This is a genomic window from Micromonospora chokoriensis (assembly GCF_000718555.1).
GTDB lineage: Bacteria > Actinomycetota > Actinomycetes > Mycobacteriales > Micromonosporaceae > Micromonospora > Micromonospora chokoriensis_B.
Genome location: NZ_JOAN01000001.1, coordinates 644363 through 659846 on the forward strand (window position 1 = coordinate 644363; position 15484 = coordinate 659846).

Annotated in this window: 14 protein-coding genes; 9 read left to right on the top strand and 5 right to left on the bottom strand. The window is 70.9% G+C overall.

Annotated features, from left to right (window positions below):
- Nucleotides 1-14: 14 nt before the first annotated feature.
- The 5 genes from IF46_RS0103065 (at nucleotide 15) to IF46_RS0103085 (ending at nucleotide 4973) form a co-directional block, all read left to right on the top strand.
- Nucleotides 15-350: a hypothetical protein gene (locus IF46_RS0103065; protein ID WP_030486712.1), complete on the top strand. Its 336-nt coding sequence runs from the start codon at nucleotides 15-17 to the stop codon at nucleotides 348-350.
- 410 nt (nucleotides 351-760) lie between these two features.
- Nucleotides 761-2176 carry a PhoH family protein gene (locus tag IF46_RS0103070; protein WP_030486713.1) on the top strand — a complete coding sequence of 472 codons (1416 nt, stop codon included), beginning with the start codon at nucleotides 761-763 and terminating at the stop codon, nucleotides 2174-2176.
- Between the two features lie 275 nt (nucleotides 2177-2451).
- Nucleotides 2452-3129, top strand: a complete 678-nt coding sequence (locus tag IF46_RS0103075) for a transglycosylase SLT domain-containing protein (RefSeq protein ID WP_030486714.1) — start codon at nucleotides 2452-2454, stop codon at nucleotides 3127-3129.
- Between the two features lie 116 nt (nucleotides 3130-3245).
- The gene (locus IF46_RS0103080) at nucleotides 3246-3899 is read left to right on the top strand and encodes a rhomboid family intramembrane serine protease (RefSeq protein WP_030486715.1); all 654 of its coding nucleotides are present in this window, start codon (nucleotides 3246-3248) and stop codon (nucleotides 3897-3899) included.
- A 105-nt stretch (nucleotides 3900-4004) separates the two neighbouring features.
- A complete protein-coding gene (locus IF46_RS0103085; RefSeq protein ID WP_030486716.1) occupies nucleotides 4005-4973 on the top strand; it encodes an NAD(P)/FAD-dependent oxidoreductase in 969 nt (322 codons plus the stop codon).
- A 42-nt stretch (nucleotides 4974-5015) separates the two neighbouring features.
- On the opposite strand, the gene IF46_RS0103090 is transcribed toward IF46_RS0103085, so the two are convergent.
- Both IF46_RS0103090 and glpX read right to left on the bottom strand, forming a co-directional pair.
- A complete protein-coding gene (locus tag IF46_RS0103090) occupies nucleotides 5016-5987 on the bottom strand; it encodes a DMT family transporter (protein ID WP_084597730.1) in 972 nt (323 codons plus the stop codon).
- The gene (glpX, locus tag IF46_RS0103095) at nucleotides 5984-7015 is read right to left on the bottom strand and encodes a class II fructose-bisphosphatase (RefSeq protein ID WP_030486718.1); all 1032 of its coding nucleotides are present in this window, start codon (nucleotides 7013-7015) and stop codon (nucleotides 5984-5986) included. Before glpX ends, IF46_RS0103090 begins: the two co-directional genes overlap by 4 nt.
- Nucleotides 7016-7172: 157 nt before the next feature.
- On the opposite strand from glpX, the gene IF46_RS0103100 reads away from it, so the two are divergent.
- Complete coding sequence (locus IF46_RS0103100; RefSeq protein WP_030486719.1) at nucleotides 7173-7811, top strand: DUF4245 domain-containing protein; 639 nt, start codon at nucleotides 7173-7175, stop codon at nucleotides 7809-7811.
- A gap of 193 nt (nucleotides 7812-8004) precedes the next feature.
- A complete protein-coding gene (locus IF46_RS0103105) occupies nucleotides 8005-8850 on the top strand; it encodes a hypothetical protein (protein ID WP_030486720.1) in 846 nt (281 codons plus the stop codon).
- A gap of 48 nt (nucleotides 8851-8898) precedes the next feature.
- Here IF46_RS0103105 and IF46_RS0103110 read toward each other — a convergent pair whose 3' ends face one another.
- On the bottom strand, nucleotides 8899-9120 hold the full coding sequence (locus IF46_RS0103110) for an exodeoxyribonuclease VII small subunit (RefSeq protein WP_030486721.1): 222 nt from the start codon (nucleotides 9118-9120) through the stop codon (nucleotides 8899-8901).
- A 70-nt stretch (nucleotides 9121-9190) separates the two neighbouring features.
- Nucleotides 9191-10423: an exodeoxyribonuclease VII large subunit gene (xseA, locus tag IF46_RS0103115; RefSeq protein WP_232233908.1), complete on the bottom strand. Its 1233-nt coding sequence runs from the start codon at nucleotides 10421-10423 to the stop codon at nucleotides 9191-9193.
- A gap of 164 nt (nucleotides 10424-10587) precedes the next feature.
- Between xseA and IF46_RS0103120 the strand changes: the two genes are divergently transcribed.
- Together IF46_RS0103120 and IF46_RS0103125 are read left to right on the top strand one after the other, a co-directional pair.
- Nucleotides 10588-11577 carry a 4-hydroxy-3-methylbut-2-enyl diphosphate reductase gene (locus IF46_RS0103120; RefSeq protein ID WP_030486723.1) on the top strand — a complete coding sequence of 330 codons (990 nt, stop codon included), beginning with the start codon at nucleotides 10588-10590 and terminating at the stop codon, nucleotides 11575-11577.
- A gap of 40 nt (nucleotides 11578-11617) precedes the next feature.
- Nucleotides 11618-12052, top strand: a complete 435-nt coding sequence (locus tag IF46_RS0103125) for a hypothetical protein (protein ID WP_030486724.1) — start codon at nucleotides 11618-11620, stop codon at nucleotides 12050-12052.
- 71 nt (nucleotides 12053-12123) lie between these two features.
- Here the strand turns inward: IF46_RS0103125 and IF46_RS0103130 are convergent, their stop codons facing one another.
- Complete coding sequence (locus IF46_RS0103130) at nucleotides 12124-15426, bottom strand: S8 family serine peptidase (protein ID WP_030486725.1); 3303 nt, start codon at nucleotides 15424-15426, stop codon at nucleotides 12124-12126.
- Nucleotides 15427-15484: the final 58 nt, after the last annotated feature.

Here is a 15484-nt window from a genome sequence, read left to right on the forward strand (position 1 = left end):
GCCGGAGCTGCCCGATGAGCCCCTTTCTCGCGGTGTTCCTCGTCCTGGTGCTCGGTGCCACGAGCTATGCGGCCGGTCGCTTGCACGGGCAGCTGAGCTACCGCATCGGCTACCGCTTCGGCTACCGGCAGGGCTACTTCGACGGCGACCGGGGCGCGTGGAACCGGCGTCGCCGCGACGCTCAGGCGGCGATCGCCTCGGCCCTGTCGGTCTCACCGGCGGGCGTGGTCCGCACCGCCGGTGCCGTCGCCCGCCCCGGCACCACCTACACCGGCTCGTCGTTCAGCGCGCCGGCCGCCCCGATCACCGGGCGGCATCCGACCGGCACGCTCGTTCGACGTACCGGTTGAGGTCGGTCGGCGGGTCACTCCCGTCGACCGGCGCCACGAACGCGGTGCGTCGTCCGCGGCGGACACGCACCGTCGGGGCCACGTCAGACCGGTGACGGTGGCCCCACCGGCCGGGATGCGCGCAGGGGGCATGCATCCCGGCCGGTTCCGCCGTGCCCGCGCTGGCCAGCGGCCGGTGCCGGCCCCCGCGCGGCGCTGTTCACGAGCGCGTCTTAGGAGATCCACGTTCGGCCCCTAGCCGGGAAGGTCCGGCGGGGCTAGCGTCTAGGCATGGCACGGGGTTCTCCCGAGCCAGCCGGTCCGCCCGGATCTGCGACCTCGCGCATGGGGTTCCGCATCCGACCCCGTGTCCCCGGGCACCGGAGGAGGCGGAACACGGGTGGCGGGTGCCCATCCGTCGGAGCAGGCCTGTGACGACTCGCCGTACCATCGCCGGTGCCGACCAGACCCCGGCCGCGACTGCCACGACCCGCCGCGCCACCAGGAGCCGCCGTACGGCGGCCGCCGAGCCGGCCGACCCCAAGGAGCCACGACCAGCCGGCCAGGCCTTTGTCCTGGACACATCGGTGCTGCTCTCCGATCCGGCGGCGTTCCACCGGTTCGCGGAGCATGAGGTGGTGCTGCCTCTGGTGGTCATCACCGAGCTGGAAGGCAAGCGGCATCATCCGGAGCTGGGATGGTTCGCCCGGCAGTCGCTGCGGATGCTCGACGACCTGCGGGTCCGGCATGGCCGGCTCGACCGCCCGGTGCCTGCCAACGACGTCGGCGGCACGCTGCGGGTGGAGCTCAACCACACCGACGACGGCGTCCTGCCGCCCGGCTTCCGTACCGAGAGCAACGACGCCCGGATTCTCTCCGTCGCGCTCAACCTCGCTGGTGAGGGGCGGGAGGTGACCCTGGTCAGCAAGGACATGCCGCTGCGGGTCAAGGCTGCCTCGGTGGGTCTGCGCGCCGACGAGTACCGCCACGGCCAGGCCAGTGACCCGACCTGGACCGGTATGTCGGAGATGGAGTTGAGCGAGGAGCAGATCGGCCAGCTGTACGCCGGCGAGACGCTCGACCTCGACGAGGCTGCCGGGCTGCCCTGCCACACGGGTCTGGTGCTGCACTCGGCGCGTGGCTCCGCGCTCGGTCGGGTGCTGCCGGACAAGTCGGTGCGCCTGGTCCGGGGCGACCGGGAGGCGTTCGGGCTGCACGGCCGCTCGGCCGAGCAGCGGATCGCTCTCGACCTGCTGCTGGACGAGGCGATCGGGATCGTCTCGCTGGGTGGTCGGGCCGGCACCGGTAAGTCGGCGCTGGCGCTCTGCGCCGGGTTGGAGGCGGTGATGGAGCGCCGCCGGCACAAGAAGGTGATCGTGTTCCGCCCGCTGTACGCCGTCGGTGGCCAGGAGTTGGGCTACCTGCCGGGGTCGGAGTCGGAGAAGATGTCGCCGTGGGCCCAGGCGGTCTTCGACACGCTCGGCGCGGTGGTGCACGAGAACGTGCTGGAGGAGGTCACCTCGCGGGGCATCCTGGAGGTGCTGCCGCTGACCCACATCCGGGGGCGCAGCCTGCACGACGCCTACGTGATCGTGGATGAGGCGCAGTCGCTGGAGCGCGGGGTGCTGCTGACCGTGCTGTCCCGGATCGGGCAGGGCTCCCGGGTGGTGCTCACGCACGACGTGGCCCAGCGGGACAATCTGCGGGTCGGCCGGCACGACGGAGTGACGGCGGTCATCGAAGCGCTCAAGGGCCATCCGCTCTTCGCGCACGTCACCCTCAGCCGTTCGGAGCGGTCGCCGATCGCCGCGATGGTCACGGACCTTCTGGAGGACATCCCGATCTAGTGGTGCTATAGGGGCTTTTGTCCCTATTTTTGATGTGGCGCAGATCACAAACAGTGTGGTTGGTTTCCCATCGGCCTCACTGTGCGCAATCGTGTCCCACGAGCGCCCACGCACCACAGGAATCGTTGGTGATCGAACGTCGCGAGACGGGCGGCATCGGCGAGGGTCGGTGCGTCGGCGCGACCGGCAACCGGTCGGGGCGCTCGTGGCACGGCTGACGGCCCACTGTGGCCTGCGCCGCGCCGCGTCCTTGCTCCCGACGAAGGGACCACTTCGTGAGTCGGCTGTGGAGCCGGTTGGGCGCCCGTACGGCTGCTGTAGCGCTGCTTTCCGTGGGCGTTGCCGGTGGCTTCTACCTGGGCGAAGACCGGGAAACCCAGCAACAGGGCCGGACCGATCAGGTCAGCCGCGAGGTCGACCGAGCCGACCTCGCGTACCAGCGCGAGCGGCAGGCCGCCCACCAGGTGCCGTTCTCCAAGCAGCGAGCCGCCGAGTACCAGGCCAAGCTGCGTGCGGTGCAGGCCGCCAAGGAGGCCGCCGAGCGAGCCCGCCGGGCCGAGGCCGCCGCGGCATCGCGCAAGCGCGAGCGCGACGCCGCCAACGCGCCAGCCAAGCCGTACGACGGGCCCATCCCGGCGTCCTGCGCGGAGTTCAGCGGCAACCGCAAGACCGGCTGCGCCCTGATGATCGAGGCGGGCTTCGGCATCGCCGAGTTCCCCTGCCTGGAGAAACTCTGGACCAAGGAGAGCGGCTGGAACCACAAGGCCAACAACTCCTCCTCCGGCGCGTACGGCATCCCGCAGGCGTTGCCGGGCAGCAAGATGAGCTCGGTCGCGGACGACTGGCGGACGAACCCAGCGACCCAGATCAAGTGGGGGCTGAACTACGTCAAGGGCAGGTACGACACGCCCTGCGGCGCGTGGCGCTTCTTCCAGAACAACAACCACTACTGACGGTGTCGAAGGCGGGGCGGGTGGTCTTCCACCCGCCCCGCCTTCGCGCGTAACCCGGCGGTGCACGGACGGGACGTGAGTGGCGGTCGGCCGCTTTTGCTGATAGCAGTTGTGGAGTGACCCTGCACCCGTCAAGCGGCGACCCCTACCGGTTCGGCACCGAGGCGTTCTACGCCGCGCTCGGCCGGGCGTTCGTCGCCATGTGCGCGGTGGTCCCGTTCCTCTTCCTCATCGAGGCCGCCGACCAAGGGCTCGCGTTCGGCCTGGACGCCACCGCTGGCATCATCCCGCAACGCATCGAAGGGCTGGACGGGGTCTTCTTCTCCCCGTTCCTGCACCACGGCTTCGACCACCTCTACAGCAACAGCATCCCGCTGATCCTGCTGGGCACCTTCGTCCTCGCCGCCGGGGCCCGCCGGTTCCTCTGGTCGACCTTGGTCATCATCCTGGTCAGCGGGCTCGGCGTGTGGTTCACCGGCTCACCCAATTCGGTGGTGGTCGGCGCCAGCGGCGTCATCTTCGGCTACCTGGGCATCCTGCTCACCCGGGGCATCGTCGAACGCAGCTGGTGGAACTTCGCGGTCTTCCTCCTCGTCGGTCTGCTCTACGGCTGGCAACTGGTCGGCATCCTCCCCACCGACGAGCGGATCTCCTGGCAGGGCCACCTGTTCGGCCTGCTCGGAGGGGTGGTGGCGGCGATCCTGTTCCGTCGTCGGCGACCGGCCATGGACGGCCCGGACTACTCGGGCTCCACTCTCAGCCTGCCCTGAGGCGATCCTCCGGCGCGCCCTGGGACATGCTTGCCCGACCGTCGCCGCCCGCTTACGGTCGAGATCAGCAAGCGTTGATCCGTAAGCGGAAAGCGACGGTACGCCATGCGCGAGGTCGATGTCGCCGTGATCGGGGCCGGTCCGGCCGGTCTCTTCGCCGCGTACTACGCCGGGTTCCGGGGGCTGTCGGTGGCGGTGATCGACGCGTTGCCCGAGCCGGGCGGCCAGGTCTCCGCCATGTACCCGGAGAAGCTGATCCTCGACGTCGCTGGCTTCCCTGCCGTCAAGGGCCGCGACCTGGTGGCCAACCTGGTGGCCCAGGCCGCCCCGTTCAATCCGCAGTACCTGCTCAACACCCGTGCCGAGAAGCTCTCGTACGCCGACGGCCGCCCGGTGCTCGGCCTGGCCGGTGGGGAGCAGCTCGGGTGCGGGGCGATCGTGGTCACCGGCGGGCTCGGCAGCTTCAGCCCTCGGCCGCTGCCGTGCGCCGACGGCGCCCCCGGCTCGGGGATCGTCTACTTCGTGACCGCGCCGACCGAGTTGGTCGATCGGGACGTGCTGATCGTCGGTGGCGGCGACTCGGCCTTTGACTGGGCGCTGGCGCTGCAACCGCTGGCCCGTTCGGTGACCCTGGTGCATCGCCGGGAGAAGTTCCGGGCCCACGCGTCGACGGTCGCCCGGGTGCTCTCCCTGCCGGTGCGGGTCGTGGTCAACGCCGAGGTCAGCCGGCTGATCGGCGACGGCGCGGTGACCGCCGCCGAGGTGACCGTACGTGGCGGCGCGACCGAGACGCTGCCGGTGGACATCGTGGTGGCCGCCCTCGGCTTCACCGCCGACCTGGGCCCCCTCGCCGAGTGGGGGCTGCGGCTGGACCGCCGGCACATCCTGGTGGACAGCGCCATGGCCACCAACCTGCCCCGGGTCTTCGCGGCGGGTGACATCACCGAATACCCGGGCAAGGTCCGGCTGATCGCCACCGGCTTCGGTGAGGCGGCGACGGCGGTCAACAACGCCGCCGTAGCCATCGACCCGAGCGCCCACCTCTTCCCCGGGCATTCCTCCGACGCTGGCTGACGATCAAGCTGCCGCCGCCCTGATTGTTCGGCGGGTGAGCGGTCAGCGGCGGGCGGTTGGCGCGAGTGCGGCAACAAGCACGGCCACCATGGTCAGCGCCGCCCCGAGCAGGGTGTTCACGCCGGGGTGCGAGGCCGCCGTGGGCAGGACCAGGTCCAGCAGGACGGCGCCCACGATCTGCCCGGCGATGGTGGCCAAACCGAGCAGCAGCACACCGGTGAAGCGCACGACCGCGGCGGCGATCGCGATGAACACGATGCCGATCGGGCCGCCCAGGTAGAGCCACGGCTGGGTCGGCAGGTGACCGCTGGGCAGGCCGCGTATGGCGATGTCGATCGCGAACGCGACGAGCAGGGTGACCGTGCCGACGAAGAAGTTGACCAACGTGGCGGTCAACGCGCTGTCCGCCGCCGCCCGGACCCTGCCGTTGACGGCCTGCTGCCAGGCGATGCCCACCCCGGCGAGCAGCGGCAGCAGGGCCAGCGCCAGCGTGCCCGGGTCTTCGAGTCGGTCCCCGACCGCCAGGCCGACCGCCAGCACGGTGAGCACCGCGCCGGCCAGTCGCTGTCGGGTGACCGGCTGCCGGCCGGTGGGCCCGATCCCGGCCCGGTCCACGGCGAGGCTGCTGCCGGTCTGGCCGGCGACCACCGCCACGGTGAAGACCGCCACGCCCAACGTGCCGATCGTCAGCCCCTGGGTGGCTACCAGGAACGCCCCGCACATCCCGCCCAGGCACTGCCACGGCCGCAGCGTGCCGGTGGCCACCGCACGCCGCGTCGCGACCAGGCCGCGCCGCCCGCCGGGGGTCGCGGGCACCAGCACCAGCAGCACCAGCAGGCCGATGCCGAACGAGACCACCGCGGCGGCGAAACCGTCGCCCAGGCGTACGCCCAACTCGCCGTTGATGCGCGACTGCACCGCCACCGCGACCCCGGAGACCGACGCCAGCGCGACGCCGGTGATCCGGCGGGCGGCCGACAGGGGCTGCGGGGTCGCCGTGTCGGCGGCGGTCACTCCTGCTCGGCCAGCGGACGACCATCGAAGTCGACCGCGGAGTAGAGCGCCAGCTTCTCCAGCCGGTGGTACGAGTCGATCACCCGGATGGTGCCGCTCTTCGAGCGCATCACGATCGACTGGGTGTACGCGCCGCCAGCCCGGTAACGCACCCCGCGCAGCAGATCACCGGAGGTGACCCCGGTCGCCACGAAGAAGCAGTTGTCGCCAGTAACAAGATCATCGGTGCTCAGCACCCGGTCGAGGTCGTGCCCGGCGGCGAGCGCCTTCTCCCGCTCCTGCTCGTCACGGGGCCAGAGTTTGGCCTGCATCGCACCGCCCATGCACTTCAGCGCGCACGCGGAGATGATGCCCTCCGGGGTGCCGCCGATGCCCATCAGCACGTCGACGTCCGACTCGCCCCGGGCGGCCGCGATGGTGCCCGCGATGTCGCCGTCGGAGATGAATCGGATGCCCGCCCCGGTCCGGCGGATCTGCGCGACCAGATCGTCGTGGCGGCTCCGGTCCAGCACGCAGACCGTCACCTCGGAGACGTCGGTGCCCTTGACCTTCGCGATCCGGCGCAGGTTCTCCGCCACGCCGGCGTTGATGTCGATCACGTCGGCGTACGCCGGCCCGACGGCGAGCTTCTCCATGTAGAACACGGCGCTGGGGTCGAACATCGCACCCCGCTCGGAGACGGCGAGCACCGCCACGGCGTTCGGCATGCCCTTGCTCATCAGGGTGGTGCCGTCGACCGGGTCGACAGCGACGTCCACCTCCGGGCCGGTGCCGTCGCCGACGTGTTCGCCGTTGAAGAGCATCGGGGCGTTGTCCTTCTCGCCCTCGCCGATCACCACCACACCGCGCATCTGGATCGAGTTGATCAGCTTGCGCATCGCGTCGACCGCGGCCCCGTCGCCGCCCTCCTTGTCGCCCCGACCGACCCACCGGCCGGCGGCCATCGCCGCGGCCTCGGTGACCCGGACCAGGTCGAGGGCGAGGTTTCGGTCGAGATCCTGCGGGATCCGCGTCCTGGTGTTCGTCATGACGGCTACTCCTCCTCGCGACGGTGCGGGGACGACCGGCGGTGGAGAGGCCCCACTGCCGGCTTGTCGCTGATCCTCACACGATGGCTGACCCGGCGTCGGCGCGGGGCGGTGATGGCCCGGATACCGCCGGTCGGGCGGCTGCGAAGATGGACGGGTGGAACCCGCACAGCCAGCCGACCGCGTACCCGCCGACCGCACGCCGCCCGACGGTCAGCCGCCGGCCGACGTCTCCGGTGGTGAGCCTGCCGTGACCGACCCGACGGCACCGCCGCCGGTGGTGTCCGCCAAGTCCGAGCGGTCGCCGAAGGACATGGCGATCTCGCTGCTGGTGCTGCTCGTCCCGATCGCGCTGCTGCTGGCGTTCTACCGAGGCTTCCTCGGCGGCGACCAGGCCGCGACCGTCGATCCGGCTCCCGCGATCGAGCAGGCCCGGTCGGCGAACGTCTTTCCGGTCAGCCAGCCGCAAGGGCTCGGCTCCGACTGGTCGACGGTCAGCGCCCGCTACCAGACCGTCGAGGGCGGTGCGAACCTGCGACTCGGCTACCTCACGCCTGAGGGGCGGGGCGTCCAACTCCTGCAGAGCAGCGTCCCGGCCGAGCGGCTGCTCCCCGCGGAGCTGACCAGCGAGAGCCAGCCGCAGGGCCCCACCGAGCTGGCCGGGCGCACCTGGCAGCTCTACACGGCTCGGGGGAACCAGCAGGCGCTGGTCCTGCTGGAGCCGACCCGAACGGTGATCGTCGTCGGTGATGCCCGGGACAACGAGCTGCGCGAACTGGCCGGCTCGCTGCGCTGACCGGGGTCCGCCGACGCCGAATCTGGGCAACCAGGCCGAAGGGTGATTGTTCCGCCCGTCGACAGGGAACAGAGAGGGGGTGATCCGGGCGCGCTGCTCGGCCCGGATCGCGCGACGCAGCCGACGGTGCTGCTGCGTCGCCGGAGTTTCCGGCGCCGTCCAGGTCGTCGGATGACCCCCTTGGGAGACACGTATGACTGTTCGACGACTCGGCGCCGGCCTGGTAGCCGCCGCTCTGATCACGCCCGCACTGGCCGCCTGCGCCAACGGAACCGGCACCGCCGGATCGACGCCGTCCCCGTCGGTGACCGCGTCCGGCACGGCGAGCCCGTCCGGCGCCCCGGCGGCGGGCGACGCCAAGCAGGCACTGCTCGACTCCACCAAGGAGATCAGCAACGGGAACTTCAAGTTCACCCTGGCCGGAGCCGGCTCGACGGCCGAAGGCCAGGTGCACCAGCCGAGCCAGAGCGCGGCGATGAAGATCGCGATCGGTGGGCCCTCGTCCGACCTGGCGATGAAGCTCGACGTGATCCACTTCAAGCCGGACAGCTGGGTCAAGCTGGAGCTGACCGGCCCCACCGCCGACAGCCTGCCCGCCATCAAGCAGCTCAACCTCGGCAAGTACCAGCACCTGGACCAGGCCCGGATCAAAGGCAACCGCAACCTCGGCTTCGACTTCGAGAAGGTCGACCCGGCCGGCAGCGCGGTGCTCACCCAGGGCATCACCGAGGTCCGCAGCACCGGCACCGGCGCGTACGCCGGCACCCTCGACATCACCAAGGCCGCCGAGGCGGGCTCGCTGAACGCCGCCACGATCGCCGCGCTGGGCACCCAGGCGAAGACCGTTCCGTTCACCGCGAAGGTGGACCCGCAGGGTCGGCTCAGCGAGCTGGTGCTGCAACTGCCGGCCGCCGGGCAGACCGCCGCCCAGGAGATCCGGATGACGTACTCCGACTACGGTGCCGCCACCGCCGCGCAGAAGCCGCCGGCGGCTCAGGTCGTCGAGGCGCCGGCCGAGCTGTACAGCCTGTTCAACTGACGTACGCGGGGTGGGGCGGCTCCGGCCGCCCCACCGGCGTTTCCAGTCTCAGGACGTTGGCTCCTGCCGGGCGGCGTCGATCCGGGCCCGCGCGCCATCCAGCCAGCGTTGGCAGATCACCGCCAGCGCCTCGCCGCGCTCCCAGAGCGCCAGCGACTCCTCAAGCGACGTGCCGCCGGCTTCCAGCCGCTCCACCACCGAGGCCAGCTCGGCGCGGGCCTGCTCATAGCTGAGCCGCTCGTCCGGCCCGGCCTTCGTGTCGTCAGTCATCGCGTTCATCTCAGCACACCGCTTCCCCAGGTCACCGCGTCGCCACTCAGCTTGTCCACCGCGTCGCCACTCAGCCGTCCACCGTTGCGGCCAGCTCGCCGTCGGCCAGTCGTACCCGCAAGGGGTCGCCCTTGCCGACCTCCGCCGCGGCACGGACGACGTGGCCGTCCGCGCGCTGCACGATCGCGTACCCCCGGTCGAGGGTCGCGGCGGGGGAGAGCGCGCGCAGCCGCGCGAGGGTGTGCCGCAGGTCGCCCTCGGCGGCGGTGAGCCGATGCTCCAGGCAACGACCAGCCCGCTGACGCAACGCGGTCAGCTCGGTCGCCCGATGCTCCACCATCACCTGTGGCCGAGCCAGCACCGGCCGGGAACGTAGCCCGTCGAGCCGGTGCGTCTCCCGATCGACCAGGTTGCGTACCGCCCGTTCGAGGCGGTGCCGGGCCTGACCGATGAGGCGTACCTCCTCGGTGAGGTCGGGGACGACCCGCTTGGCCGCGTCGGTCGGCGTGGAGGCGCGGACGTCGGCGACGTAGTCGATCAGTGGCGCGTCCGTCTCGTGGCCGATCGCGCTGACCACCGGCGTACGACAGCCGAACACCGCGCGGCAGAGCGCCTCGTCGGAGAAGGGCAGCAGGTCCTCGATGCCGCCACCACCCCGGGCGATGATGATCACGTCGATGCTCGGGTCAGCGTCCAGCACCTTGAGCGCGTCGACGATCTGCGGCACTGCGGACGGGCCCTGCACGGCCACGTTGACCGTCCGGAACTCCACCGCTGGCCAGCGCCGTCGAGCATTTGTCAGTACGTCCCGCTCCGCCGCCGACGCGCGACCGGTGATGAGCCCGATCCGGCCGGGCAGGAACGGCAGTCGACGCTTGCGGGCACGGTCGAAGAGCCCTTCGGCGGCGAGCAGCTTCTTGAGCTTCTCCAGCCGGGCTAGCAACTCCCCGAGCCCCACTTGGCGGATCTCGTCGGCGCGCAGGCTCAACGTGCCCCGGGCGGCGTAGAACTCCGGCTTGGCGTGCAGCACCACCCGGGCACCCTCACGCAGCTCCGGTGCGCCGGCGTCCAGAACGTCCCGGTTAGTGGTGACGGTCAGGCTCAGGTCGGCCGACGGGTCACGCAGAGTGAGGAAGACCGTGCTGGCCCCGGGGCGGCGGCTGATCTGCGCCACCTGCCCGTCCACCCACACCCAGCCCAGCTTGGCGATCCAGGCCCCGACCTTTTGGCTGACCACTCGCACCGGCCAAGGCTCCTCAGCGCTGCTGGCCCCGCCGCCGCTCACCCGCCCACCCTCGGTCACCCGCCCACCCTACGGCCCACCCCTCCTGACCCGCTGATCATGAAGTTATTGCCCTCTGTGCCGGCGTGTCGCAGCAATAACCTCATGATCACCGGCGGGGTGAGGGTGGGGTGGGGGCGGTCTCGGGCGGTGCCGGGTCGTGGGGTGGCACGTACGATGGGGGGGTGACTGAGGCTCAGGCGACTCACCGGACCGGCAAGCGCGTGCTCCTGGCCAAGCCCCGCGGCTACTGCGCGGGTGTCGACCGCGCGGTGCAGACCGTGGAGGAGGCGCTGAAGCTCTACGGCGCTCCGATCTACGTGCGCAAGCAGATCGTGCACAACAAGCACGTGGTGCAGACCCTGGAGTCCCAGGGTGCGATCTTCGTAGAGGAGAACGAGGAGGTGCCGGAGGGCGCCACCGTCATCTTCTCCGCGCACGGCGTGGCGCCGGAGGTCTACGAGCAGGCCAAGGCGCGCTCACTGAAGGCGATCGACGCGACCTGCCCGCTGGTCACCAAGGTGCACCACGAGGCCCGGCGTTTCGCCGCCGAGGACTACGACATCCTGCTCATCGGTCACGAGGGGCACGAGGAGGTCATCGGCACCGCCGGTGAGGCCCCCGCGCACATTCAGCTGGTGGACGGCCCGGACGGTGCCGACAAGATCACCGTCCGCGATCCGGAGAAGGTGGTGTGGCTCTCCCAGACCACGCTCTCGGTCGATGAGACGCTGGAGACGGTGGCCCGGCTCAAGCAGCGGCTGCCGCTGTTGCAGTCCCCGCCCAGTGACGACATCTGCTACGCCACCTCCAACCGGCAGCACGTGGTCAAGGAGATCGCCGCCGACTGTGACGTGGTGATCGTTGTCGGCTCGACGAACTCCTCCAACTCGGTCCGGCTGGTCGAGGTCGCCCTGGACGCCGGCGCCCGCGCCGGTCACCTGGTCGACTTCGCGCACGAGATCGACGACTCCTGGCTGGAAGGGGCCACCACGGTCGGCCTGACCTCCGGCGCGAGCGTCCCGGACGACCTGGTCCAGGAGGTGCTGGTCCACCTCGCCGCGCGGGGCTTCGCCGACGTCGAGGAGATCACCACCGCCACCGAGCGGCTCACGTTCTCGCTTCCGCAGGAGCTGAAGCGGGACATGAAGGCCGCCGCTGCGGCGCGCGGCTGAGCACGGGAACGAACTCGGGCCGACGTACGTCAGATTCGGCATGAGGACTCTTCGGCTCGCCGTCCCCGCGCTGGCTGTCTGCGTGGCGCTGAGCGCCTGCGGCAGCCAGGGCGTCGGAGGCGGCACACCCACCCCGACCCCGACGGGAGCGCAGCCGGTGACCAGCCAGCCCACGCCCGATCCGACCGCTCCGCCATCTGTCGTCGCCCCCACCACGCCGTTCGGCCCGAAGACCCCGAAGCCGGGCGGCCCGAGCACGCCCCCGGGCGTCGGGGCCACCACCCTGAGCGGCACCGTGCAGAGCGGCGTGGAGCCCGGCTGCGTGCTGCTCGACGGCTACCTCCTCCTCGGTGGCTCGCCCGAGGTGCTGACGCCCGGCGCGCGGGTCGAGGTCACCGGTCGGGTGGAGCCCGGCATGATGACCACCTGCCAGCAGGGCACCCCGTTCGTCGTGACGGCCGCCCGCCGGTCCTGACCACGAGCCCCTGACGCGCGGGAGCCCGCCCCCGGACGTGGGGGCGGGCTCCTGCTGGTCTTACGAGCAGATCAGTGCACGTCCTCGATGGTCACGCTGCCGCGACCCACGACCGCACCCTCGCTGCTGACGATCGGCAGCTCACCGGAGAGCTGACGCCCATCGGCCGGAACGGCCACCGGGATCACCGTGCCGGTGACGGTGGTCGACTCGCCGTGCGTCAGCGGCACCGAGAGCGCCGATGCGGTGATCGTGCCCAGCGCCGCGGACGAGAACGCGTCGTAGTAGTCGTAGGCGGTGCTGGTCCCCGGACCATCGATCGCGAACGGCTCCACCACGACGTGGTAGGTGCCGGCGGCTGGGTTGTTCAACGTCACCGCCTCCTCCGAGTCGCCATCGGCGGCCTGGCCAACCAGGGTGTTACCCAGGTAGACGTAGAGGTCCAGGTCGGTGCCCGCGTTGGCGGGGTTACCGATCCGGGCGGTGAACGTCGACGTACCCGTCGGGATGGCGACGGTCCACTCCTGGCTGGGGCCGCCCTCGGTGATGGTCGGACGCTCGCTACGCGCACCGGTCAGTGCGCTGGTGCGGCCGGTGACCGAGACCGGGCCGAAGGCGTTCTTGACCTTCCAGGTCACCTTGGTCGGCTCGCCGGCCTTGAGGCTGGGCAGCTCGACCAGCGACGGCTCGACCGTGAGGCCCTGCACCCGCGCCTGGAGCTTGAACGGGTTGTTCAGCGTCGGGGACGTCCGCCGCGACTCCACCTCGATCTCCCAGACCCCGGGAAGCGGGTTCTGGTAGTCACGCTCCTGCGGCTTGCAGACGTTGACGTCGGAGAAGTTGGTGTAGCAGAGGGTGGTCGTGGTGGCCTCCGCCGGCACACCCAGCGGGTCGATCGCGATGAACCGGGTCTGCGAACCGGTGGCGATCCCGGAGAGGTTCACCTGGAGGGCCTTGGCGCCCACCGGCACCGTCACGAAGTACGACGTGAATCCGTTCCGGTCGACCGAGCCCTCGTTGGTGTACGAGAAGTCCGGCTTCTTGACGTCGTTGGAGGCCACCACCACGGTGGACACCTCGAAGTCGATCACGTTCGTGGCCGGGTCGTCGATCAGCATGATCGCGCTGTGCACGCCCTCGCTGGTCGGCTTGGCGGTGACGCTGATGGTGACGGTCTCGTTGAGCGGCAACGCGACCTTCTTCGGCGCCGTGAAGGTGCCGTCCTCGTTGCCCTGCAGCGTGATGTCGTGCTTGATGGTGCCGGCCGGGCCGCTGGTACGGGTGAGCTTGACCTGGTAGGTCTTGCTCTGGCCGATCTTGTGACCGCCCTCGGACGCGGCGCACCGGTTGTAGATGCCGACGCCCCGACCCGGGTTCGGCACGAACTCGATACCGTTCCAGATGGTCAGCTGATCCGACAACGGGGTGCAGACCGGCGCGTCGGAGACGTACGACCGGGTCTCGACGCCCTGACGCAGCAGCTGCCAGGCGCCCGGCACGTTGACCATGCCGTAGCCCTGCGCGAACGTCGGGACGTTGGCGATCGGCTTGGCCGAGGTGTACAGCGCCCGCCGCAGCGCGGCCGGGCTGACGCCCCGAGCGGTGGCCTTGGCGGCCGAGAGCAGCAGCGCGCCGGCACCGGCGGTCTGCGGAGAGGCCATCGAGGTGCCGTTCAGCATCGCGTAGCCCGGGGGCAGCGCGTATCCGGCCTCGGGGACCGGGGCGCCGAGCAGCCAGGTCGGTGCCGTGGAGATGGCCGAGCCGGGCGCGGTGATGCTCGGCTTGAGGCCGCCGTCCTCGCGCGGGCCACGGGAGGAGAAGTTGAACAGGGCGTTCTTCGTCCGCACCACCGAGCCGTAGTTGGAGAGCCAGGTGTCCTTGCTGATGCTGGCGGCGACGCTGATCACGTTGTTGGCGACGGACGGGTCACCGACGGTGTTCAGACCCGGACCGGAGTTGCCGGCCGAGATGACCATCTGCACGCCGTACGTCTCGATCAGCTCGTTGTAGAGGTAGGCCCGCGCGTCGTTGCCGTCGTTCAGGCCCGGGAGGCCGCCGATCGACATGTTGATGATGTCGACCCCGCGGTTGGTCACCAGGTCGATCATGCCGGTGATGAGGGCCACCGCCGAGCAGGTGCCGCCCCAGGAGCAGGCGCGGGCGGAGACCAGCTTGGCGCCGGGCGCCGCACCGTCGAAGGCGCCGTTGCCGAGCATGTCGTTGGCCGCGGTGATGCCGGCGACGTGGGTGCCGTGGGTGCTCTCGACGATGCCGATGTTGACGTAGTCGAAGCGACCCGGAAGCCCGATCGGCGTGGTGTCCACGTTCTTCCGGAACTCGACGACGAACGGCTGCCGCTCGGCGACCGCGGTCGCCGGGTTGTCGGTGCCGAAGTACCCGATGTCGTACTTTTCCTTGTACGGCCGCATGATCGGGTCGTCGACGAAGCTGAGGTTCTGGTTCGTGTCCACCCGGATGTTGTTGGTGGCCGGGTCGTAGAGGACACCCCAGGTGTCGGTCGTGTCACCGTCGCGGTTGACGTCACCCCGGGCTTCGCCCGTGGCCGTGACGGACTCGCTGAACAGGTTGAACCGGTACGTGCCGGCCGGCGCCGTCCAGGTGCCGCCGGCGATGCTGAACGCCGGACCGGTGACCTCGGCCTGCATCCGCCGCCACGTGCCGTCGGCCAGCGGATCGGTCGCGGTGACCCAGTCGACGATCTTGCGCTCGCCGGTCGTGGTCTTCTGCAACGCCGGGTTGGACAGGTCCACACCGGAGTCCATGATTCCGATCGTGACGCCCCGGCCGTCCCACGTCGGGTGGGCCGCGGTGAACGCCACCGCGCCGGTCTCGTTGGTCGGCATGTAGGGGTTGTCGGCCGGGGTGGCCGCCCCCGGCGCCGCGACGGCGGCGGCCTGCCGCGCGCCGACGGTGCCGGTGATGGTGTGCTCCGGGGTCGGGTCCGGCAGTTTGAAGACCTCGTCCAGGTCGACGGCCGAGACACCGGGCAGCCGTGCCGCCTTGAGGACCTGGTCGGTCGGGACGCTGGCCAGCACGAAGCCGACCCGGTCCTGCCGCTGGCTGACCGTGCCGCCGAGCTTGGCGAGGCCGTCGGCGACGTCGCCTGCCTCGCCCTTCTCGGTGGCGACGATCAGGCTGACCCTCGGGGCCTTCTTGGCGCGGGCCTCGCTGAGTAGTTTGGCGTCGTGCTCGCCAAGCGTCTCAGCGGCGGTGGCCGTGGAAGCATCAGGTGTGGTCGTGGGAGCGGCGGCCGCGGCGGTAGCACCACCCACGGCGGTCACGGCGCTCGCCGCCAGGACCGATGCGAAGAGCGCGGTTGACGTACGCCGGCTCCGGTTTGGGAGTCTGCTCACGTTCTCTTTTTCCTCCAGAGAACAGGGCCCTCAGTGAGGGCACTCGGGTGAGCAAGAT